The organism is Psychrobacter celer, from assembly GCF_016107555.1.
In the GTDB taxonomy this organism is placed as follows: Bacteria; Pseudomonadota; Gammaproteobacteria; order Pseudomonadales; family Moraxellaceae; genus Psychrobacter; species Psychrobacter celer.
Genome location: NZ_JABASU010000015.1, coordinates 40,073 through 64,658, shown reverse-complemented (window position 1 = coordinate 64,658; position 24,586 = coordinate 40,073). Strand labels below are relative to the sequence as shown.

Below are 24,586 nucleotides of genomic sequence, written 5' to 3'. Positions count from 1 at the left end.
CAAAAGCACGATAAAAGTTATGATAAAATCCTTTCTGAATTTTCTGGGTTATCTTTCAGATACCATCAGTGAGTTGACTGGCTTTTCACGCTATAAATACCAATTACACTGACCTGACTCCCCGTCTGGCATCTGTCCTATATCACTCTATTTCCTTATACAGATTGTGGTACGCCCATGAATAACGAATACCAGTTTAAGCCCCACGAACAGCCAATAATGGTGGGCTCTCCAGCCAATCCTGACCATCCTGCACGCCGTAAAATATTTTATTTGTTTATTGGGATTTTTGTGGGTCTCACAGCCAGCTTCCAAAATGGTCTACTTGTCGCCAACCTGACACAAATTCAGGGTCAGCTAGGCTTAACGCCAGCTGAAGGTGGTTGGATATCGGTCAGTTATAATATGACTAATGCCTGTATCACCGTTCTGCTGTACAAAATTCGTCAGCAATTTGGCATGTCGCTTTTTAGCAAAATCACCCTGTCATTTTTGTTAGCCGCCACCAGTCTACAGTGGCTGATCAGCAGTCACTTGTTAGACACACCTAATATTAGCATTGAGCCCTATTATTTAGAGATTGTCGCTAGGGGACTTAGTGGTATGGTGGCAAGTGGTATGACCGTATTGGGCTTGTTTTATTGTCTTCAGGGTATGCCACCCGTCAAACGTACTAGTGGTCTCATATTGGGTTTTGGTCTGGTACAGTTTGGTATTCCATTATCACGTGTCATCTCGCCCTACCTCGCCATCGACGGTCAGCTTGAAAACTTATTTTTATTTCAATTTGGTCTGGCGCTGATTTGTTTTGGGCTGATTAATATATTAGAGCTACCACCAGGGAATACAGAAAAAGTATTTGAGAAATTGGATTTTGTAAGCTTTGGTTTTTTCGCTAGTGGTCTGGCTGCATTGGCTGTCGTTTTGGTACAGGGTCGAATTTTATGGTGGACGACACCTTGGCTCGTCTATCCACTGATGATTGCTATCGTCGGGATTAGCATCGCGTTATGGATTGAGACGCATCGCAAAAATCCGATGCTACAAGTGCGCTGGATGCGTAGCCGCAATATTATTGCCTTTATGGTGACGGGCGCTGTCATGCGGATTTTGCTATCTGAGCAAAATGTCGGAGCGGCAGGATTGCTCGCTAACCTCGGCTACGGTAACGATCAGCTGGTTACTTTTTATGCTGTTATTATAGCCGCCAGTGCACTGGCTTTGATTATTAGTATTTTTAGTACCAATGCGATGGATTTGCGCCGACCTGTTATTTTTGCAGTGGCATTGATTGCCTTAGGGTCTTGGATGGATGTTGGTGTGTCTATTAATTCAGCACCCTATACGTTTTATCTCAGCCAGTTTTTGATTGCCTTTGCCGCGGTGTATTTCATGGGGCCTTTGGTTTTTGAAGGGTTTTTGCGGGCTATTGGCAGTGGCCCTGCGTATATTATTAGTTTTTCAGTGATTTTTGGCATCTCCCAAACAGTTGGCGGACTGGCAGGTGCGGCAGCCATTCAGGCATTTACGACCATTCGTACACAAATGCATTATGCAGATATGGTCAGCTCATTGAATTTGGGCGATCCTGCATTTAGCGCCCAGGTGGCAGGCACTCGTAACATGCTGTCGAATCAGACCACTGACGCGGCCCAAGCAAATATCGGTGCAGTTAGCCAAGTACTGCAAGGCATTCAGCGCCAAGCAACGATCGCAGCATACAGCGACCTGTTTTTTCTGATGGCCTGTCTTGCTACTGCCGTTACGATTATTTTGCTGCTCAATTATCTTTATAACCGCTACCACAAGCGCAATCCACTGGCCAAAGAGCTCGCCGTCATCGCCAAGATGCGCGAAACAAAATAATTCAACTTATTATCTTAGTGATTTTTTATCATATTTATTTATAGTCAGACCAATCAGATATCTGCTTATTAACATTTAGGAGCATGTCATGAGCCAAGAAAAACCAAATGAGCTTAATAAAATACCTCAGACGTCAACTGATGCTCCAGCAACAGACACACGTACAGAGTCTGCTACGGCTCCAGTAGAGACCGCTACAAGCGCTACGCAAAAGAAAACGGATACATCCGAGATACAAGCAGCTACTGATACGCCTGATAGCGTGCGTGAGGATAACTCTGTAGAAGGCTCTATAGAAAATCAAGACGATGATAATGAAACGCCTATGCCGCCAAAAGAGCCGATATCAAATACGGCTGGCTGGTCTCCCAAGAAAAAATCCTATCTAAATTTGGGATTATTGATTGCGCTGATTGTCATTGGTGTGGCCTTGATTTTATATGCTTGGAAGCTGCCACCATTTACGCCTACGGTGCAACAAACCAATAACGCCTTTGTCAAAGGTCAAACCACTATTATTAGTCCGCAAGTTTCCGGCTATGTCACCGAAGTGGCGGTGCAGGATTTTGCTGATGTAAAAGCGGGCGATCTACTGATAAAAATAGATGATCGAACGTTTCAGCAGCAACTTGAACAAGCCGAGGCCAATACTGAAGTGGCGATCACCAGCCGCTCTACCAATGACCAAGACACGCAATCTAGCCAAGCACAAATCGAAGCACGCAAAGCAGACTTATATAGTGCCAAAATCAATGTCGAGAGCGCTCGTGAAGACGTCAATCGTTATCAGGGCTTAGATGCTATCGGTGCGGTATCAAAAGCAGAAGTGGCTCATATCAAAGCAAAGCTGGCTCAAGCACAGGCAAGTGTGCAACAGGCTGAAGCCAATTTACAAGCCGCGCAACAAAACCGCGCCAAAACCAGTGGCACCCAACCCTCGCTGGACGCAAATATCAAAAGTGCTGAGGCAGGTGTGAAGCAAGCACAAATTAATCTCGATAATACGATCATCACAGCACCTGAGTCCGGTCAGCTGAGCCAAGTCAGTGTCAAAGAAGGCCAGTACGTTAGCGCGGGCACCCAGCTCATGTATATCGTGCCAAAAGGCATTTGGATTATCGCAAACTTTAAGGAAACCCAAATAGCTAGTATGGCAATCGGTGAACCAGCTACTATTCATGTGGATGCGCTTGGCGGTGCCAAATTCACAGGTCATGTGAGCAACATCTCACCAGCCACTGGCAGTGAGTTTAGTGCAGGTGCCGCCAATCCTGCGACAGGTAACTATATAAAAATTGCGCAGCGCATCCCAGTACGTATCGACTTGGATCCGAACCAACCTGAGCTTGCACGCTTGCGTCCTGGTATGTCCGTTTCTGTGGATGTCGATACCAATGCCAAATAAAGCCAAATAAAGCAAATAACTGATATAAAAAATCCACTCTAAATACCCGAGAAACTGGATATAGAGTGGATTTTTTATATTTTTAAATGATCTAGGATTTCAAAATCAGCCAAACACTATGGTAGTAGCCGCTTGGTCTGCCAGTTGTTGTTATCGTCTTTGCTATAGACGATACGGTCATGCATACGGCTGGCGCGACCTTGCCAGAACTCGATTTTTTCAACCGTAATCTCATACCCACCCCAAAACGCTGGTGTTGGTACGCTAATACCATCTGCATATTCTGCTTGCAGTTGCTCGAACGTTTGCTCCATCACCTCACGATTGGCGACTTCACCACTTTGCGGTTGACTGACCCAAGCACCTATTTGGCTATCATGTGGACGTTTTTGAAAATAGGCAGCAGATTTTTCAGCGTCAATTTTAGCAATTCGGCCACTGATGCGAATCTGACGCTCTAGCTCATGCCAGAAAAACAACACTTCAGCGTTGGGGTTTTCACTGATATCTTGTCCTTTAGCGCTGTCGTAATTGGTATAAAACACCACCCCTGTCTCAGTAATCTCACGCAGCAATACGATACGGACGCTGGGTTTAAGATCCGCGCCGCAAGTGGCCAGACTCATGGCATAAGGCTCTTGTACTTTTTGCTCAATCGCCTCAGTCATCCATGCACCGAGTAGCTCAAATGGAGAGGTGGGGACTGACTGTTGATCTAAAACGCCTTTTTCGTATGACAAACGCTGATCGGTAAAATCCATACTCATGGCAACTCCTTTATATAATATACAGTGTGACTGCTGATCATGATTGATTATCATAACCTTTAACGTCAATCAATTAGCCCAATACCGCCTTGATCTGATCCGCCAGATCATTGGCCAGCACATCACATTCTATCTCGTCGTCAGACTCAACCATAACTCGAATCATCGGCTCTGTACCTGATTGACGAATGAGTAAACGACCACGACCTGCCAGCGCCGCACGCGCTTTATCAAAGGCGGCCACCAACTCAGGATACTCAAACGGATCTTTCATCTCAGACAAGCGCACGTTGACCAGTTTTTGTGGTAGCACGTCAAACCCTTCGACCAAGTCACTAAGCGCACGGCCACGCGCTTGCATGACAGCCAGCACCTGCAAACCTGCGATAATCGCATCACCTGTACGGCTTTTGTCCAAACATAAAATATGACCAGACGGCTCACCGCCCAGTATCCAACCATTGGCCTCAAGCGCTTGCATGACGTAGCGATCGCCTACTTTTGCACGGACAAAGTCAATCTCAGCGGTTTTGAGCGCCAGCTCTAGCCCCATATTACTCATCAACGTACCGACCACGCCCTTAGCTTTGTCTGCGCCTTGGGTGGCGAGCACGTATAAGATCCCATCACCATCGACTAAGGCTCCGGTTTCATCGACCATCACGATACGGTCACCATCGCCATCTAGCGCGATCCCGACATCAGCGCCATGCTCGACGACCGCTTTTTGCAAGCGTGCTGGATGGGTCGAGCCGCAGTCAGCATTGATATTGATACCATCAGGCGCATGATTGATAGCGATAACATTAGCACCAAGCTCCCGCATGACTCTCGGTGCCACGCTATAACCCGCTCCGTTAGCGCAGTCGACGACGACGGTAAGATGACTTAAGTCATACTGATAAGGAAAGCTGCCTTTACAGAATTCTATATAGCGACCTTTGGCATCGTTGATACGATTGTTTTTGCCAAGTTTGGCAGGATCCACAATAGGCATGATGGTGTTATTGTCTGCTTCAGAGGCACTCATGATAGCGGTGAGCTTGTCGTTAATGGCCGTTTGCATCTCATCGGTCAACTTTTTACCATCGCCCGAAAAAAACTTGATGCCATTATCAAAATAAGGATTGTGCGAGGCGGAGATGACCACACCGGCATCCGCATTAAAACTGCGAGTCAAATGCGCAATGGCAGGCGTCGGCAATGGGCCGAGCATATGGACATCCACCCCTGCGGCATTAAAGCCCGACTGCAGCGCCCCTTCTATCACATAACCTGACAGGCGAGTGTCTTTACCGATGACCACACTGGGCTTGCGCGATGGATTGGTATTATTCTCTATTAGCACCCTGCCTGTCACATAACCCAATTTTAAAATAAAATCCGGTGTGATTGGGGATTCACCAAACTTTCCACGAATACCATCGGTGCCAAAGTAGCTCATTATCTATCTTCCTCACATATAAAAGTAAAAGGCCGTCTCAGGGATCGGCACTACTGTTATTATTGTTACTGTCATTATAATCACTGTTGTTGTAATTACTATGCCTATAATCCATTTTGGTATTTTACAAAAAAGACAGCCAACAATAACGAGGCATTGTTGGCTGTTTGTATCTTAACGTCTCTGTAGTCGTGCAATCTGGCAAAAACGCAGCACCTACAGTAGGTAGGACAACAAATTAGTTCACACGGTAGTTTGGTGCTTCTTTGGTGATTTGCACATCGTGGACGTGCGACTCTTTCATACCAGCAGACGTCACCTTGATAAACTGTGGTTTGCTACGCATATCTTCGATAGTCGCAGAGCCTGTGTAACCCATTGATGAGCGCAAGCCGCCAACCAACTGATTGACGATGCCAGCTACTGGGCCTTTATAAGGAACGCGGCCTTCGATACCCTCTGGCACCAGTTTTTCTACGCCGTCTTTGGCATCTTGGAAATAACGGTCTGATGAACCATTTGAGCCTGACATTGCACCCAAGCTACCCATGCCGCGATAGGCTTTGTAGTAGCGACCTTGGAACAACTCAACCTCACCTGGTGCCTCCTCGGTACCTGCCATAAGCGAGCCGACCATGATGCACGATGCACCAGCGGCGATGGCTTTTGCCATATCACCTGAGTAGCGGATACCCCCATCAGCAATCAAAGGAATGCTGTCTTGTAGGGCGCTTGCGACATTGTCGATTGCTGAGATTTGAGGCACACCGATACCAGCGATGATACGCGTGGTACAGATAGAGCCAGGGCCGATGCCGACTTTTACCGCGTCTGCACCTGCATCACGTAATGCAAGGGCTGCGTCACCGGTGGCGATATTACCGCCAATCACTTGAACGTTAGGATAGTGCTTTTTGATCCACGAGACTTTTTCGATCACGCCTTTTGAGTGGCCGTGCGCAGTATCTACCACGATAACATCGACGTCTGCTGCGATCAAAGCTTCGACACGTGCCTGCGTATCTGCGCCGGTGCCGACAGCGGCACCAACCCGTAGACGACCTTGCTCATCTTTACACGCATTTGGGTTGTTTTCGGCCTTGGCAAAGTCATTGACTGTGATCAGACCTCTTAGTCGATAGTTATCATCGATAACGATGACTTTTTCGATGCGATGCTCATGGAGTAAACGCTTGATGTTTTCGTTGCTCTCGCCTTCGTGTACGGTGACCAACTGATCTTTTGGTGTCATGATTTTGCTGACAGGGAGTGATAAGTTGGTTTCAAAGCGCCAGTCTCTGTGAGTGACGATACCGACCACACTATCTGTGCCTTTTTCGACGACAGGCACGCCTGAGATGTTGTTGTCTTCGGTCAACTGCAACAGCTCACCAATGGTCATCTCTGGATGTACCGTGATAGGGTCAACCACTGTCCCTGCTTCAAACTTTTTCACACGGCGTACTTGCGTGGCTTGTTTGGCGATATCCATACTCTTATGCAAGATACCCATGCCGCCTAGCTGCGCCATAGTGATGGCCATTTCAGACTCAGTCACCGTATCCATAGCGGCAGAAACCAGCGGTAAATTCAACGTGATGTTTTTGGTCAAACGGGTGGTCAGATCAGCAGTTTTTGGTAGGACTTCAGAATAGGCTGGCAATAATAAAACGTCATCAAAGGTTAAGGCTTCATCGACAATTCGCAACATACAGACCCCTAGTGGTGGTTATTTTGATGTGTGGGATTTTCGCGATAAGACAATCAACCAAGATCACCAGTATGACTTTACGATAGTCAAAGCCTTATGTGTTGCAGACTTTTTATCATAGAGCTTTCGATAATAGACAATGAGCCAGTCGTTGTTTGTCTAAAAACCCTCTATCACTAAACAAACACCAGTACTTGAAAATTGCCATTGATTTATGAGTGATAAATTTGCACAAATACAGTGCAGACTCATCTCTTAATCGCTCATTTATCCCGTAAAAATAACGCCATATTATAACAAATACGCAGGCACCTCGCATGCTTATTTATCAGCTTATTTTGTAGAATTGATCAATATCATACAAACAGGCGCGCATTTGCTCTATCACTCAGACAGCGGCACGAGATTAACTGGCGTATCGAGCACAGATGGCGCACCTCACGCTTCGTGTTGCTTCATGATAAAACGCTCAGCGGGTAGATATGATTTTTGCTCACGATAGAGATAATGTAGCATCTGTTCACGTACTTGACATTCAAGATAAAAGGCATTCATCGGGCCGTCAGAGGCTAGGCTCCCTCTTAATTTGATGGTGTTTTCGCTCAGCGATACCGTGACCATCTCAGGCTCAGTTTCACCATCCCATAAGTCGTTATCTTTGACCAGTGAAATAAATTTTTCGCGAATGGCCTCGATATCAGCACCATAATCCACGTAAAGATAGACCACGCAAGTCTGATGCACCTCGGTATGAGACCAGTTTTCTACAACCTCGGTAATCAGGCGGCGCATCGGTACGATCAATCGGCGCTCATCCCACGTCTTTAGCACCGCATAGGTATAACGCAAATCTTCAATCGTCGTCCAATCCCCCTCCATCATCACCGTATCGCCAATACGCACAGGCTGAGTCACCGCCACCTGCACCCCTGCGATGATATTGCCCAAGATAGGCTGCGCAGCAATACCGATGACCACCCCCGCGATACCAGCTGAGGTCAATAGTGTCTTGCCCAGACCCTCCATATTGGTAAATTCGCTAAGCCCAATCCAAATACTGCCCAAAATCATGACAAAGATAAAGACGCGGCGAAATATCGATACATAGGTGCGGCGACGACGCTCTTTATCAAAATGCTCTTCGGCCAGATTTTCGATCTGCATATTTTGATAGCGATTGGCAAAAAAGTTAATAATCCGAATACCAAGCCATGAAGTGCTAAATACCAGTCCAATCCAAATCAGCGGGCGGGTCGATGAGGCCACCGCATCTAGATAAGGAAAGCCCCCTGACACTAAGGTAAACACCAATGAAAAACTGATGGTAAAGGTCAAAGGTACCGTCAATTTGCTGACAAGGTCTGCCACACCATGACTACTGCCGACGTAGTTGCTATACTTTTCATCATCGATGTAGCGACTGATGAGCTTTTCAGTGCCCTTACTCAGTAGCCAGCCCGCCCCCATGGTCAACAAGAAAAACAAAACGAGTGCTAAAAACTCCCACAAAGCAATACTAAAAAACTGTATTTTTAACCAGGCAGGCAGATAGCGCTCAAACTCTGCCGGATGGTACTGCGCGTATAGGTTATCGATATTGCCTACTGTTTGTGCGGAAAATACCCAAACAGGTGCATCCTCCCCAACTCTCACGCGCTGCAAATAGATGGGTACGCGGCGCTCGCGGTAGTCGATATAGCCAAGCTGAATGGAGCGTCTGGCGATGCCCATCACGCTGCTGTCGTTACCCAGCGGCGGCTCAATAAGCCCATCCGGACGATCTGGCAAATCATCAAACACATACAGCTCTCTTTCGGACAATAAAAAATCCAAACGCTTAGAGAGCTCAAGCGCGCGGCTGCGCTGAATGCTTTGGTCGATCAGGTTCATATTCAGCGCGTAAGCGGCCAAGTCATACTGCTGTTTCATCACTGCCGACTGAAAAAACTCTAATGTGGCAAGCGGCGTGGTCAGGTTTGGCGGCTTAGATAACGCCGGCAAGCCGGTATTGAGTCTATCCAAAAGGTAATAGCTCTCATGAAATTCGCCCGTTAGACCCGCATTACCCTGCAACTCACCTGCCTGCTCTACCGCGCTACGCTCAGTGGGGTCAAATACCTCTTCTGCAATCGCAGAAACACTGACGTTGCCATCGCTCATCGAGTCTAGCTGCTGCTCGGCGTATTCGCCAAAACTATCTGGCTGGGCAACAGCCTCTATCGCCGCGCCGAGCGTCAGTACAAAAAACACCACCAGTATTTGCCATATCATAGCGCGCCGGCTCTTCGGCGACTTGTCATTGATCAGCCGATGGCCAATAGTGCGATGGCAAATAAAGGGTATGACTCTATCCGTGTCAGTCTGATGATGTTCAGCAGCATCCGTGTGAGAAGTATTCATATATCGACGGCCAGTAAGTTGCGTAAGTTGTATGAATTTGTATAAAAAATAAGCGTATCGTACAAGCGTAAGAATACCGTAAATGCGGTATCAAAACCGTTTGGTCTTGGTACAAGGCGTATAGATATTTTATTTATTACCTTGCGTGCTGTCCCAACGCCGCGCACAATAAACACCTTTAGCACGTGGCACATAGTATCTTGCATGCCAACTTTATTTAGGATCGACTAAATTTATTTTGAGTACAAAAAAAGCCAGCATCAAGCTGACTTTATATGTAAAAAAACAAGTATGGTCGTATAAGTCCGCTCAAATCCGCTTACGCGCGGCGCCATGTGGTACCAGCGCGGCTGTCTTCAAGCTCGATACCCGCCTGTTTTAACTGCTCGCGTATCTCATCGGCGCGGGCAAAGTTTTTGCTAATTTTAGCATCATGACGCTCAGTGATAAGCGCATCGATAGCAGCATCATCTAGCCCATTATCCGCCTGCTCTCCGGTCACCGCTTGCAAGAACTGCTGTACAGGCTGCTGCAAGAGATTTAGCACTTGTGCCAAGGCCTTGAGCTGCTGGGCTGACTGCCATGCTGCCGTCACATCTTCAGCTTTAACGGCTTTATTGATATCTCGAGCCAAGCCAAACAACACACTTATCGCCGTTGAGCTATTAAAGTCATCATTCATGGCTTTGATAAAGTCTTGTCCAGCAGCACTATCGTAAGCTTTAGCCACTAGCTCTGCATTGACTACGATTGACTGACCTTTTTGTTGCTCAGCCAATTTTAGCGCGTTGTATAATCTGCTTAGGCTATTATGCGCTTCATCCAAAGCGCTGTCTGAGAAGTTTACTTGACTGCGATAATGGCTCGATAATAAGAAAAAACGCACCGTCTCAGGTAAGTATTTCGCGGTCACATCACGAATGGTAAAGAAGTTGCCCAGTGACTTCGACATCTTTTCGCCATCGACATTGATAAAGCCAACATGCATCCAGTTACGCGCGTACTCGCAGCCTGTCGCGGCTTCTGACTGGGCGATTTCGTTTTCGTGATGCGGGAACTGTAGGTCGTGACCACCGCCATGAATATCAAAGGTATCACCTAGGCATTTGGTCGACATCGCTGAGCATTCTATATGCCAGCCAGGACGCCCCTGTCCCCAAGGCGACGCCCACTGCGGCTCATCGGGTTTGGCCGCTTTCCATAAGACAAAGTCGAATGGATTGCGCTTGTCAGTCTCGACCTCAACACGCGAACCTGCCTGCATATCATCCAAGTTACGCTTAGATAATTTGCCATAATCAGCAAAGCTATCGACCGCATAATAGACATCACCATGATCCCCTGCATACGCATAGTCATTGTTGACCAAGTTGCCAATCATCTGCTGCATCTCGTCGATATGATCGGTCGCGCGTGGCTCAGCATTTGGCATCTGGCAGCCTAGAGCGCTCGCATCTTCGTGCATTGCATCGATAAAACGCTGGGTCAATGCACCAATCTCTTCGCCATTTTCACTCGCGCGAGCGATGATTTTGTCATCGATATCGGTAATATTACGGACATAATTGACATCATAACCTAGCTGCGCAAGCCAGCGCACCGCCATATCAAAGGCCACCATCACACGCGCATGACCAATATGACAATAATCATAAACGGTCATCCCGCACACATACATGCCGACCTGTCCTGCTTTGAGTGGTACAAACTGACGCTTGCTACCTGTCAGTGAATCATAAATGGCCAGCTGAGACATCGCATCGGCAAGTGGTGTGGTCATAGTTAAAAAGCCTTTGATATAAATTAAGTGGAATACAAACAAAACAGACAAAAAATCACGCGCAGCGATCCATGGACACTCATAAACTCTGCAGCGCGATAAAACTTAACCCATTATCTTAGCGAAAACCGCCATAAAATACTACAATGAGCACATAACTAACACCACTGAACGATAAAAACCGCTAAGGATATCAAGATGGGCAACCGTTTGAGTAAAATATATACACGTACCGGCGATGATGGTAGCACCGGCATGGCAGATGGCAGCCGCGTGAGCAAAGCTGATATCTTGTTTGGCGTGATGGGTGATATTGATGAGCTAAACTCACACATCGGTATGGTACGCGCGTACGTGCAGCAAGGCGCTCTATCAGCATTTAAGACGCAGACGGACGAGTCCGAGCTTTCTGAGGCGTTGGCGATTATTCAGCATCTTTTGTTTAATATCGGTGGCGAGCTTGCCATGCCAGAATATGAAGGCGTGAACAGCACGCACATTGAATGGCTAGAGCAGCAAATCGATGCAATGAACGCTACCTTAGCGCCACTAAAAGACTTTATCTTACCCACTGGGTCGTTACTGGTTAGTCAGCTGCATGTCGCACGTAGTGTGTGTCGCCGTGCTGAGCGCCAAGCAGTCCTATTACAGCAAGCGCGCCCGCAAGCAATCCGTGCAACGGCCATCAGCTTAATCAACCGTTTGTCTGATTGGTTGTTTGTCGCGGCACGTTTTTGCACAGACCCTGAGCAGGTCTCTGAGGTACTTTGGGACAGTCAGGTGTTACAGAACTTCGCCAGTGATAAGTAGCGGGCACGAGACATCTGATATATACAAGCAAAAAAGAACCCGTAACGTAAAGACGTTGCGGGTGCTTTTTTCTAAAAACCAATATCATTACTGATTTTTATGGATTAATAAGTAGCGCTTTCATCTTCGATAATGACCATATCGATGCTGTCATCTTTTGGCACTGCTTTTGGCGTCGCAGGTGCGGCAGGCTCACTGGGAGTCGCAGCACTGTTGGCTGCTGTACTGCTTGGCGAGCTAGTACCAGCGCTTTCATTTTGGTTATTGGTACTTGGCACCTCGATGGTCGGCGGCGTAGTAGGCTGGATCGGACGAATCGGCTCGACTGGTGTGGCAGCGCGCGGCTGACGCACAGGTGCTGACTGACGCTCATTGTCTTGTGCAGCAGCGCGGCGTTCTGCTTCACGCTCGGCGCGGGCGGCATCCATCGCCGACTTAAACACAGAGCCTGCCATGACATCAGCCACGACAGTAAGAAGCGCGGGCTGACCTGCGATTCGCGTACTTACTTGCCCGCCTTGAGCGCCAACGACATAGGTAAAAGCGTCATCCACGAGCATGTTGTTATTGATACGAATGTTATTTTGCGCAAGACGAGATTGCAGGCTTGGCTGATTGTTGGCCGCTTGCACTTGACTGGCTTGATACAAATCCTCACTTGGGAGCGTCATACTGACGCTCGCCTGACACGTCGTCATGCCATTGCTGTTGGCTGCTTGTAGTACTGCTGCGTTTTGTACATCAATCACAACACCATTGGTCTTATCAGCAATGCTAGCGCCTGCAAGGCTGATCTCGGCGTCATTTGCATAATTGGCAGCGAGCGTCTGTGCTTGTTGATTGAGCGTATTTTTTAGTGTCGTTTTGAGGCGATCTTGCACCATGGGATCATCACAGCTGACCGCAGTAGCAGCAGCGTTTTCTGCAGCAGACTCTTGCTCTGTCAGCTCAGCGGTCTCTGTCGTCTCTTCTTTTTCTGAGCGATCACAGCCGACAAGCGCTAAACCACATACCATGCCAATACCAGCCACTTTTTGCCACTTGCTCACACTCTTATTTGCTACGCTCATATGTATTTTGCTCCCAATTTACTAATTCGTACCGTCACTGACGGACAGTGATTGATGTTCAAACCAAAACCCTAGCTGCCAGCGGTTAAAACCAGATTATTATACGGTGTTTAGATGAAATGGTCATTAGTGTCTGCCATGGATATACAAATAACGTCCTTCATTCACCACAAAACCTGCGTTTGGTTGCAAAAACATAACAATGACATATTTATATAGGGCGTGTCGAACATTTTGATTCATTAAAGGTCAAATCTAGCGCCCAACATTTTGATTCATTTTGGTTCGGCATTTGCCCAGATAGCAGTCGTAAATGTTGTTAGACGTCGCCTATCTCAGGCGATATGATGAGCCTAAAACACTCGTTACTGTATCTAATGATAAACTTTAAAAACACGCTGTTACTCGGTCATCGCGGCGCGCGCGGTGAAGCCTTAGAAAACACCTTACTTGGATTTCAGCATATCGGGCGTCTAAAAAACCATGGTTTGGCTGGTGTAGAGCTCGATGTCCAGCTAAGCGCTGATGGTCATTTAGTGGTTTTTCACGATGAGGATTTGGCGCGGATGTGTGGCCAGCAGTCGCGTATTGCTCAGCTGACTCTAGCGGAGATCAGACGACACCTACAGCTTGGTCATCCTATTATCACCCTAGCGAGTATCGCCCAGACGTTGCACGAGTTTTCTGTCATTGAGCTTGAGATCAAGACCCATGAGCGCACCGATTATACTGCGCTTATCCAAGCGCTGGCGCGCGATCTGATTGACACGCCGCTGATTCATTTACCGCTTGTACTAACCAGCTTTGACACCGAGCTGCATGTGCGTCTGCAGCGGCATCAGCAGCTAAAACGCCTACCGCGAGGTTTACTCATTCGCACCGCCGAAGCACTGGCTACCGCGACCAATACTGCTTTGCAGTTAGGCTGTGTACAGCTGGGCGTGCATTATCCGCTGCTGAGTCGAGATATCATCGCTCATAGCCACCGTTACAACTTGCCTATGAGTGCGTGGACGGTCAATGATATCGACGCCATACAGCAGCTGATCGACTGGCAGGTTGATGTCATCATCACCGACTTCCCCAGTCAGGTATTGGGCCGACAATAGGTTACGGTTGCGCTGTTAACTTTCTATCTGTAGGTTCTGATACTCCGTCAGCTCTGAGACATGGGTTCTTGTACATATCTGCTGTAACACTTACACTTCTCCCTCATGTCTGATAAGTCTATCGCTATTTTGACCCATCCATTCTATAATCCATACAAGTTGTTGTTATTTAGCAATATTTTTATAGTGAATAAGTGTTCACTTTATTGTTTTTTTAGGGTACCATAGACGCTTAAATGAATACCGTTAGGGATGTTATATGATTGCAAAAAAAGCACTTGGCTTACCGCTTAAAGGCTTACGTTTCGCTATCAAATCTGGTGACACGCTTATTAAGACCGCCAGCACTCAAATCACACGCTTTAATGAAAATAAAACGAAAAGCTCGCTCGGTGAGCAGCCAGTTGCCAAGCGCAACTATGCACATATCGATGCGCCAGTTGCAGGGTCTCAAGAAGCGAGTATCGACATGCGTGAGTTTGAGTTTACCAAAGCGCCGATCAACTGGATTCCAGCCACTATCTTAGTCGCCACTCCGATTGCGGCTGCGATCATCACGCCGTGGTATTTGTTTACTCACGGCGTCAGCGCACCAGTTTGGGGCGTGTTTGGCGCTTTTATGGTATGGACTGGCCTTAGTATTACCGCAGGCTATCACCGTCTGCTGTCGCACCGTGCGTATAAAGCCCATCCTATTGTCAAAAACTTTTTATTGCTTGGCTCAACCCTAGCGGTACAAGGATCAGCATTTGACTGGGTATCTGGGCACCGTAGCCATCATCGTCATGTCGATGATCGTTTGGATGACCCATACTCTGCCAAGCGCGGCTTTTGGTTCAGTCATATTGGCTGGATGCTACGCAACTACCCTAGTGGTAAGTTTGATTACAAAAACATCCCCGACTTGACCAAAGATCGCGTCTTGCAAATCCAGCATAAGTATTATGGCTTGTGGGTGGTTGCTATGAACGTCGGTATGGTCGCTGCGATTGGTTGGCTATTAGGGGATGTTTGGGGCACACTCATCATTGCAGGCTTGCTGCGTTTGGTATTGACGCATCACTTTACCTTCTTTATCAACTCCTTGTGTCATATGTTTGGTACGCGCCCGTATACCGATACCAACAGTGCCCGTGACAACTTCTTTTTGGCGATATTTACATGGGGTGAAGGCTATCATAACTACCATCACTTCTTCCAATACGACTATCGTAATGGTGTCAAATGGTGGCAGTATGACCCAACCAAATGGCTGATCGCAGGGCTATCAAAGATCGGTCTGACCAGTGAGCTGCGTACGGTCGATGACACGACCATCAAGCATGCTGAAGTGCAAATGCAGTTTAAAAAAGCCCAGCAGCAGATCGAGACGGCGACGGCAGGTGGCATCGACATTCCTCATGCGATGAAAAACTTTCAAGATCGCATTAAGTCTGAATACGATGCCTTTATGCAGACCGTTGAAGAGTGGCAAGCGCTAAAAGCCAAAGCCATCGAGCTAAAAAAGACTGAATGTGCTGATCGTTTGCATGAAATAGATGAGAAGCTAAAACACGATTATGCAAAGATTGAACAAAAAATCCTTGAGCACAATAGCAACCTAAAAACTGCTTTTCGCTCAATCGGTCTTAGCAAAAAAGCTGCTTAACTGCGCTTAATCATATAGCGACTGAGTTTGATCGCTAAGCTTGGCCTTTAAAACTCAGTCTTGAAAGCTTAATTAGTCAAACCACCTGAAGTTTCTCCTTCCCTCTATCTGTCATGGATAGAGGGATTTTTTTATCATTCATTTATCATTCGTACAGTGCAATATTCAAACGACGATAGTCCATCCAACATAACAGCGCCCTTGTTGATACCAGTAGGACGATACCTGTCTTAAATTAGGTTGACTATACTATGTAAAACGAGCTTGCCAGCACACCATACGATGATGACTCTTATAAAAACATGCCTGATTACAAGAGATGGACACAGTGAAACGCGGCGCTATCCGTGCTGTGCTATAGTGCGCATAGCTGCCTATCAATCGAACGCTTAACCAAACAATCCATACTCATCACCTGGTATCAAAAAACCAATACTCTAAAAGTAGGAAGGGCTTGTATGCGCTATCAAAACACCTATGTCACGCTCGACACGCGCCTGTATCACGAACAGCCGCCGACGCCTTTAGAGCGTCCGCGCGCCGGCCACTTTAATACTCAAGTCGCGCAGCAATTGGGCTGGGCAGAGGATGATACGCTCATGGCTCGCTGGGTCGAGATCCTAGGCGGACAATATGTGCCTGCCGAGTTTAGACCCTTGGCCATGGCTTATGCTGGTCATCAGTTTGGTCAGTGGGCGGGGCAATTGGGCGATGGTCGCGGGCTGCTTATGGCGCAAGTCATTGATCATAATGAGCAGCGACAAGACTTACATCTCAAAGGTATCGGTCTGACGCCCTACTCGCGTATGGGAGATGGGCGCGCGGTCCTTCGTAGTACCATTCGCGAGTATTTATGCGGTCACGCACTTACCCAGCTTGGCATCCCTTCCTCAAATGCTTTGGGCTTTGTCGTTTCTGATACACGTGTGCGCCGCGAACGCATGGAGGCTGGCGCTGCGCTGATGCGGGTGGCAGACAGCCATATTCGCCTCGGCCATGTCGAGTGGATCGCAAGCTTTGCCCCTGATTTGCTCGGTGAATTTACCGACTATATGATTGATACTTATTATCCAGAGTGCCGCGAGAGCGAGATACCTGTGCTCGCATTTTTGCAAGCCGTCGTTGCGCGGACGGCACGAATGATTGCCGACTGGCAATTGATCGGCTTTGCCCACGGGGTGATGAATACCGATAACTTATCCATCACCGGCAGCACCTTGGATTTCGGTCCGTTTGGTTTTATGGAGCGCTTTAATCCTGCTTGGATCAATAATCACTCTGATCATACGGGACGCTACGCCTATCAAAACCAACCAGCGATTGGTCATTGGAACCTAAACGTTTGGTTGCCACACTTTATGCGTTTGGACGGCGTCACCCGTGAGACGCTTTCTGATTGCTTAGCGCCTTATGAAGCGACGTTTATGCAGCACTATCAGCAAGGACTGTGTCAAAAGCTTGGACTGCCACATCGAAGCGAGAGCCTCAGTGTGGCTTTTGAGTGGTTGACTCTATTAGAAGACAACTTACTCGACTACACCAACAGCTTTCGGGCGCTGCTTGGCCTGCTGGCGCCAGAGGATTATCCATATGAGCATCAATTATTGACCACCATGACTGCTGAGTTAAACCCTGAGGCGCAGAAAGTGTGGCAAGATTGGTCAGCGCGTTATATTAGCCTCATCGAGTCTTCAAAACTCGCAGAGGCACAGGCGACCATGCAGGCGCATAACCCTGTCTATGTGCTGCGTAATAGCATGGCACAAAGAGCCATTACGGCTGCAGAACAAGGTCAGTTTGAGGAAGTGGATCGCGTCTTCACCTTGCTTGCGCATCCTTATCAGGTACAGGATATCGCAACAGAGCTCGATACCCTACCACCCGATCCTCATGCGCCGCAAATGCCGATTAGCTGTTCTTCATAATTGGTTTAGCCATTTAACACCTCAGGCCACACAAAACAGTGTCTTTGGCCTTTATAGACTGTAATATTTTGAGACATTATGAAATTAAGGTTGATATGTCATGGGGTTTTTTGGCATTATCAACCAGCGAAATAACGAATATCATTTTATTATATTATTCGCACATTTGGGCCGAGTTGACTAGGCAGTGAATTGCCAATAGTGCTAGAATAACGGTTTTCGCTCGATTGCTTTTTTGGCCTGATATTAAACTGCCGATCATAACCCTTTTAATGCCGATGTTCTCTTTGATTATTATCATTCAATAAGCGTTGAGACGGCGGCGTTATTTCTTTATCTCCATTTACTTTATTCCAATTTATTCCAACCATGGCAATTATTATGAATGACGATACCACTTTGAATACGGATACCCACAGTTCAGAAAAAGAGCAGTTTGAACAAGCTGCCTTGCACTATCATGAGTTTCCGCGCCCAGGTAAAATCTCAGTCACCCCTATCAAACAGCTGGCAAACCAGCGTGACTTAGCCTTGGCTTATTCGCCAGGGGTAGCAGTACCTTGTCTTGAAATCGAAAAAGATCCAAAGCTTGCTGCCAAATATACAGCTCGCAACAACTTGGTCGGCGTCATCACCAACGGTACTGCCGTCCTAGGTCTGGGTAACATCGGGCCTTTGGCGTCTAAGCCTGTGATGGAAGGTAAAGGGGTACTATTCAAAAAGTTTGCTGGCATTGATGTTTTTGATATCGAGATTGCCCAAAACGATCCGGACAAGTTTATCGAAGCAGTTGCCTCTCTTGAGCCAACCTTTGGTGGTATCAACCTAGAAGACATCAAAGCCCCAGAATGCTTCAAAATCGAGCGCGAATTGCGCGAGCGTATGAACATTCCGGTGTTCCATGACGATCAGCACGGCACGTCTATCATCGTCGCGGCCGCCATGCTCAATGCCTTATTACTTACTGGCAAAAAAATCGAAGAAATCAAAGTAGTGTGCTCAGGCGCAGGTGCCGCTGCCATCTCTTGTCTAGATATCATCTGCGCGCTTGGCGTCGATAAAAACAACATCATCGTATCCGACTCTCGCGGTATCATCAGCACCAGCCGTGAAAATCTAGACGAAACCAAACAGCGCTATGCTCGTGACATCACCGCGACGTCTATCGAAGAAGTCATGGACGATGTCGATATGTTCTTGGGCTTATCAATGCCCGGCACCTTGACCGAAGATATGGTTCGCCGTATGGCAAAAGACCCAATCGTCTTTGCCCTTGCCAACCCAACCCCTGAAATCATGCCTGAGCTTGCGCATGCTGTCCGTCCTGACGTCATCATGGCGACTGGCCGCTCAGACTATCCAAACCAAGTAAACAACGCCCTTTGCTTCCCATACATCTTCCGCGGCGCTCTAGATGTAGGCGCAACCGCAGTCAACGAAGAGATGAAAATCGCTTGTGTAAAAGCAATCGCTGCTATGGCACATGTCGAATCCACCCCAACCAGCAACGTTAAAAACATCGAGCAGATGAAGAGCTTTGGCCGTGATTACTTAATTCCAGGCCCACTAGAGCCAAACCTCATCATCGAGATTGCCTCTGCCGTTGCCAAAGCCGCCATGGACTCAGGCGTTGCCACCTTGCCTATCACTGACATGAACGCCTATCGCCAGAGCCTATCTGAGTTTGTCTATAACTCAGCGTTTGTGATGAAGCCTGTCTTTGCGCGTGCCAAAGCAGCACCAAAGCGTATCGTCTACTGTGAAGGTGAAGACAACAACGTCCTACTGGCAGTGCAAGTTGTGGTCGACGAAGCGCTTGCCCACCCTATCTTGGTCGGTCGCCCAGCTGTCATCGAAGATCATATCAAAAGACTCGGTCTGCGCTTAAAAGATGGTGAAAACATCACTATCGTCAATCAAGACGACGATCCACGCTACAAAGACTACTGGCAAGGATACTACGAGAAAAACAAACGCCGCGGCGTCAGTATCGAGCTTGCCCGCCGTGATGTGCGTCGCAAGACCACGCTAATTGGCTCGCTACTGGTAGACAATGGCGATGCAGATGGCATGATTTGTGGTACGTTTAGTCATTATCAACTGCACTTAGACTATGTCCAAAGTGTCATTGACAAAAAAGAAGGTGTTAGCGACTTTTATGCGATGAATGCCGTACTGATGCAAAATCGCAACATCTTTATCGCGGATACTTATATCCACGAAGACCCAACAGCAGAGCAATTAGCTGAGATGACCATCTTGGCCGTTGAGCAGCTACGTCGCTTCGGTATTACGCCTCGTGTCGCTCTCGTATCACACTCAAACTTCGGTACCTCAAACCGTGACAGCGCGGTGAAAATGCGCAAAGTCTATCAAATCTTGACCGACATGAACGTCGATTTTGAATTTGAAGGTGAGATGCAAGGTGATGCGGCGTTGAACGAAAACATTCGCCTAGAAGACATGCCATCAAGCCCACTAAAAGGCGCGGCGAACCTGCTGATATTGCCAACGCTAGATGCCGCAAACATCGCCTTCAACTTACTAAAAACCGCGACAAATAGCGCTTCTATCGGCCCTATCTTGTTGGGTAGCAGTAAGCCTATCCATATCCTAACACCATCAGCAACCGCGCGCCGTGTGGTCAACATGACAGCACTTGCCGTGACGGAAGCTCAGGATTTGGAAAACGAAAACCAATAACGGGCTGATGATGTTTGTCGCATCGACATCCCTTCACTCGTTACTTCAAATTTCAAATATTGTACCAACGTAAAGGACGCTAACCTCTATGGATAGCGCTCCTCTGTTATACTAAAGCCAGCCATCGCCATTTCAGTGCGATGGCTGGCTTTTTATTGTCATTGACTGATGCCACATATCAGTCCTAACTTGCGCGATAATACGAGGCTATCATGCAGATTTATCTTGTTGGCGGAGCCCTCCGCGACCAGCTACTAGGACGACCTATCAAGGACAAAGACTACGTCGTCGTGGGCGCGACAGTAGCACAGATGCTCAGTGCTGGGTTTGTACAAGTAGGCGCAGACTTTCCGGTGTTTTTGCATCCAAAAACGCATGAAGAGTATGCGCTAGCGCGTACTGAGCGCAAACAAGGCGTCGGCTATCAAGGCTTTAGTATCCATGCCAGCATCGATGTTACTTTGCAAGAAGACTTGCAGCGCCGTGATCTGACCATCAATGCAATGGCGATAGAAGTCACTAGCCTAACCGATGACACGCCGCTGACAGGCGAGGTGCTCGACTACTACGGTGGATTGGATGATCTTGCGAATAAGACCTTGCGTCATGTCTCACCTGCGTTTAGTGAAGACCCTTTACGGGTACTGCGTACCGCACGATTTTATGGGCGCTATTATGACTTAGGCTTTACCATCGCTGAGGAGACACTGGCATTGATGCGCCAACTGGTCCACTCAGGAGAGCTTGCTCACCTCAGTAGTGAGCGTATTTGGCAAGAATCGAGCCGCGCGATGATGCAGCTTTCCCCGCATGTGTACTGGCAGCAGTTGTTTGATATCGGTGCACTTACCGAGTATTTTGCGCCATTACATGGGGCTTGGAATAATACGCATATAAGAGAGACGGTGCAGACGGCACTATATTTTGCTGGTCAAATGCAGCTGAATTTATCACAGCGCTGGGCGCTACTGATGACGAGCCTGAGCGCTGATGTGTTTACAAATGCTCTCACAGACTCTAGCGTTGAGACTGCCTCTGCGACAAAAAACATCAACCAAATTGGCAACATGGTCAAAGTGCCCAAAGTACATACTCAATTTGCCAATTTATTTGTCCAGCAGCTCCCTACCCTAGCCGCTATCAATGATCTGGATGCCGCTGAAAGAATTGACCTCATACAAGCCTGCGGCGCTCATAAAGCACCTGAGAAGCTCTCACAGCTGTTGGTATGTAGTCATACTTTTCAGTTGGCAAAGCAGCATCGGCAAATGATGCTGGCTCTCAATAGTTTTCACGCGATTGGTATGGAAGACATCGAAGCCGGACTTCGAGGGCCAGAAATTGGTGCAGCATTACGGCAAGCGCGCATAGATCATCTGGACACTCAGCACCCCTCTTAAGTGAGGATAACCGAACCGTCAAAGTGCGTCCTGATATAACTCTTAAGATATAGTACTGCTACGACTTTACTCCTTTATACCAAAAATACAGATAGACTATGAATCAAGCCGTTATCCCTATTCAGTCGGCAACTGCCAACGCAGACGCGCCTGTCATGCTCGTTACTGGCAGCGCCAAACGTATCGGAGCTGCTATTATTAAAGCGGCGCATACTCAAGGCTACCGAGTCATTATCCACTGTCGTCACAGTGAGCAGCAAGCAAAGGCGCTCACTGCCGATCTCAATCGCCGCCGCCCTGATAGCGCGGCGATGATCGTCGCTGACTTAAAGCTGGTCAATGAGCCTAAGCGCTTAAACGACTTTGTAGCGAACATCATATCCTGTTTTGGTCAGTTGGATGTATTGGTGCATAACGCCTCGCGTTTTTATCCTACTCTCCTTGGTAGCATTAATACTCAGCAGTGGGACGAGCTGTTTTTGACCAATGCCAAAGCGCCGTTATTACTCAGTCAAGCATTCTTGCCTTATCTGCAAACGCAGCACGGCTGCATCATTAGTTTGCTAGACATCCATGCTCATGATAGGCCATTTAAAGGCTATAGCGCTTATAATATGGCAAAGGCAGCGCATCGTATGATGGTGCAGTCCTTGGCGCTTGAGATGGCACCTAGCGTACGGGTCAATGGTGTCGCGCCAGGCGTCAATATACTGCCCGACGCTGATAGTGATCAGGCTCTCAATGATGATGAACAAAAGAACATTCTCAGCTCTATACCGATGCAGCGTATTGGTCGCCCTGATGAGATAGCCCATAGCGTGCTGTATCTAGCACAGGCCAGCTATGTCACAGGCGAGATCATCACCATCGATGGTGGACGCCATTTGACTTTGGCAGGTGGTAGTGTTTGATCAAAAAAAACAGCTGATTTTGAATAATATCTGTCTGACAGGCTATCTTTTACTTGAAAATTAAAAAAAATCAGGTATCATTATGCGTCTAACGTTAGGGCCCATAGCTCAGTTGGTTAGAGCAGAGGACTCATAATCCTTTGGTCGTAGGTTCAAGTCCTACTGGGCCCACCAAATTCAAACCCCGCAAGCGTAATGTTTACGGGGTTTTTTGTTGTCTGCTGTTTTTAGCTGGCTAGTATTAAACCCCCTAACCCCTCTCTAGGTATACTTTGCGTATACTTCTCATTTTAGTAAATATCTATTATCATGCTATGCAACATATAACAAAATTGGCAGTGCTGACCTGGCTAAAATCAAGTTCACAAAGAAATTTATCGACAGTCTTGACTACTCTGACAAGTCAGTCATCTATCAAGATGAGGTTGTGAATGGTTTTGCTGTAAGGACTAATAAGACGTCAAAAAGCTATCTAGTTAACAAGCGCATCGATGGTAAATTACAGCGCAAAGTATTTAGTGACTGCTCTCATATAACGCTACAAGATGCTCGTGACAGGTCGATGTCTATCATAAGCGACCTTATGCAAGGGATTGATCCATTCGACAAGCCAGCGCCAGAATTGACCGCCCCTACACTAAGAGAGGCTTATGCTTATTACTTAGCGAGTAAGCCAACCCTCAAGGTTTCGTCTATCAAGTCTTATAATCGTCAGATAAATAGGAACTTAGAATGCTGGCTAGATATTTCTATGAATGACATTATGCAAGGCGATATCACTAATAAGCATTTAGAGTTAAGCAAGCATAGCTTATCTCAAGCCAATGGTACATTTAGAGCGCTTAGTGCAATATGGAATTTTTCACGGCTCAGCTTTTTAGATAAAAATGAAATGCCAATCATTAAGCCAAACCCCGTTGAGATACTGACTGCTAACAAGGCGTGGAATACTATTAAGCCGCGCACCAGACATCTGAGTGATGACAATATGGGTCATTACGTGAAGGTACTGCTAGATTTTAAGAGTGAGGATTTTCACAATATGATGCCGCATAGCAATAATGCCCGCGATATCATGCTGCTATTTTTATGTACAGGAATACGCGCCAACGAGGGCTATACTTTGCGCTGGGATTCAATAGATTTACAGCACGGCTGTATGACTATTTTAGATACAAAGAATAGCGATATTTTGAGTGTACCGCTTGGTAAAGTGATGGTCGCTATGCTCAATAATCGTAATAAGTACAAGCAAGATGAGCCGTGGCTATTCCCTTCACGGATAAAAGAGTGTGATGGCAATCTTACTGATATATCAAAGCAATACACGAATATTGGTAAGCTGGCAGGCATTCATATCACACCTCACGATTTGCGTAGAACATTTTCAACAGTAGCAGATGATTTGAATTTGAATATCTCAGTTATTAAGAGACTGATTAATCACAGAGCATCAAGATCATCAGATGATGTGACATTGCAATATATCCAAGTCAGTCAAAAAAGATTACGGGCTGCTATGAATGATATTGAAGTATTTATATTCAATGAGGCTGGCATGACTCAAGATGAAGTCATTGAAAGGCTTTACCATATCTATTAGGTCGGGAGTTTCCCAAACTTTGTGTAACTGCTTA

The 24,586-nt window shown here is 47.1% G+C and carries 16 protein-coding genes and 1 tRNA gene; 11 read left to right on the top strand and 6 right to left on the bottom strand.

Annotation, left to right across the window (positions count from 1 at the left end):
- Window positions 1–177 precede the first annotated feature (177 nt).
- Together JFC05_RS08350 and JFC05_RS08345 are read left to right on the top strand one after the other, a co-directional pair.
- Window positions 178–1,866 carry an efflux MFS transporter permease gene (locus JFC05_RS08350; protein ID WP_198336542.1) on the top strand — a complete coding sequence of 563 codons (1,689 nt, stop codon included), beginning with the start codon at window positions 178–180 and terminating at the stop codon, window positions 1,864–1,866.
- Between the two features lie 88 nt (window positions 1,867–1,954).
- A complete protein-coding gene (locus JFC05_RS08345) occupies window positions 1,955–3,271 on the top strand; it encodes an HlyD family secretion protein (protein ID WP_075106054.1) in 1,317 nt (438 codons plus the stop codon).
- Window positions 3,272–3,387: 116 nt separating this feature from the next.
- Here the strand turns inward: JFC05_RS08345 and pdxH are convergent, their stop codons facing one another.
- The 5 genes from pdxH to cysS form a co-directional block, all read right to left on the bottom strand.
- On the bottom strand, window positions 3,388–4,032 hold the full coding sequence (gene pdxH, locus JFC05_RS08340) for a pyridoxamine 5'-phosphate oxidase (RefSeq protein ID WP_198336555.1): 645 nt from the start codon (window positions 4,030–4,032) through the stop codon (window positions 3,388–3,390).
- Between the two features lie 79 nt (window positions 4,033–4,111).
- Window positions 4,112–5,482, bottom strand: a complete 1,371-nt coding sequence (gene glmM / locus JFC05_RS08335) for a phosphoglucosamine mutase (RefSeq protein ID WP_198336541.1) — start codon at window positions 5,480–5,482, stop codon at window positions 4,112–4,114.
- Window positions 5,483–5,720: 238 nt separating this feature from the next.
- On the bottom strand, window positions 5,721–7,193 hold the full coding sequence (gene guaB / locus JFC05_RS08330; protein ID WP_198336540.1) for an IMP dehydrogenase: 1,473 nt from the start codon (window positions 7,191–7,193) through the stop codon (window positions 5,721–5,723).
- A gap of 438 nt (window positions 7,194–7,631) precedes the next feature.
- Complete coding sequence (locus tag JFC05_RS08325; RefSeq protein ID WP_227697484.1) at window positions 7,632–9,593, bottom strand: mechanosensitive ion channel family protein; 1,962 nt, start codon at window positions 9,591–9,593, stop codon at window positions 7,632–7,634.
- A gap of 319 nt (window positions 9,594–9,912) precedes the next feature.
- The gene (gene cysS, locus JFC05_RS08320) at window positions 9,913–11,373 is read right to left on the bottom strand and encodes a cysteine--tRNA ligase (protein WP_198336539.1); all 1,461 of its coding nucleotides are present in this window, start codon (window positions 11,371–11,373) and stop codon (window positions 9,913–9,915) included.
- Window positions 11,374–11,571: 198 nt separating this feature from the next.
- On the opposite strand from cysS, the gene JFC05_RS08315 reads away from it, so the two are divergent.
- A complete protein-coding gene (locus tag JFC05_RS08315; RefSeq protein ID WP_192994152.1) occupies window positions 11,572–12,183 on the top strand; it encodes a cob(I)yrinic acid a,c-diamide adenosyltransferase in 612 nt (203 codons plus the stop codon).
- 104 nt (window positions 12,184–12,287) lie between these two features.
- Here the strand turns inward: JFC05_RS08315 and JFC05_RS08310 are convergent, their stop codons facing one another.
- Entirely contained in the window at window positions 12,288–13,253 is a 966-nt protein-coding gene (locus tag JFC05_RS08310) for a hypothetical protein (protein WP_198336538.1), read from the bottom strand.
- A 344-nt stretch (window positions 13,254–13,597) separates the two neighbouring features.
- On the opposite strand from JFC05_RS08310, the gene JFC05_RS08305 reads away from it, so the two are divergent.
- From JFC05_RS08305 to JFC05_RS12905, 8 genes are all read left to right on the top strand, one after another.
- Window positions 13,598–14,362: a glycerophosphodiester phosphodiesterase gene (locus tag JFC05_RS08305; RefSeq protein WP_227697482.1), complete on the top strand. Its 765-nt coding sequence runs from the start codon at window positions 13,598–13,600 to the stop codon at window positions 14,360–14,362.
- A gap of 469 nt (window positions 14,363–14,831) precedes the next feature.
- Window positions 14,832–16,010: a fatty acid desaturase gene (locus JFC05_RS08300; protein ID WP_192994216.1), complete on the top strand. Its 1,179-nt coding sequence runs from the start codon at window positions 14,832–14,834 to the stop codon at window positions 16,008–16,010.
- Between the two features lie 458 nt (window positions 16,011–16,468).
- The gene (locus JFC05_RS08295) at window positions 16,469–17,935 is read left to right on the top strand and encodes a protein adenylyltransferase SelO (RefSeq protein ID WP_198336537.1); all 1,467 of its coding nucleotides are present in this window, start codon (window positions 16,469–16,471) and stop codon (window positions 17,933–17,935) included.
- Window positions 17,936–18,316: 381 nt separating this feature from the next.
- On the top strand, window positions 18,317–20,638 hold the full coding sequence (locus JFC05_RS08290) for an NADP-dependent malic enzyme (RefSeq protein ID WP_198336536.1): 2,322 nt from the start codon (window positions 18,317–18,319) through the stop codon (window positions 20,636–20,638).
- A gap of 212 nt (window positions 20,639–20,850) precedes the next feature.
- Window positions 20,851–22,038 carry a tRNA nucleotidyltransferase/poly(A) polymerase-related protein gene (locus JFC05_RS08285; protein WP_198336535.1) on the top strand — a complete coding sequence of 396 codons (1,188 nt, stop codon included), beginning with the start codon at window positions 20,851–20,853 and terminating at the stop codon, window positions 22,036–22,038.
- A 98-nt stretch (window positions 22,039–22,136) separates the two neighbouring features.
- Window positions 22,137–22,949, top strand: coding sequence for a pteridine reductase (locus JFC05_RS08280; RefSeq protein WP_198336534.1), 813 nt, complete (start codon window positions 22,137–22,139; stop codon window positions 22,947–22,949).
- 97 nt (window positions 22,950–23,046) lie between these two features.
- Window positions 23,047–23,123: transfer RNA gene (locus tag JFC05_RS08275), tRNA-Ile, on the top strand.
- Window positions 23,124–23,376: 253 nt separating this feature from the next.
- Window positions 23,377–24,552: a tyrosine-type recombinase/integrase gene (locus JFC05_RS12905; protein ID WP_198336533.1), complete on the top strand. Its 1,176-nt coding sequence runs from the start codon at window positions 23,377–23,379 to the stop codon at window positions 24,550–24,552.
- The last annotated feature ends 34 nt before the right edge of the window (window positions 24,553–24,586 follow it).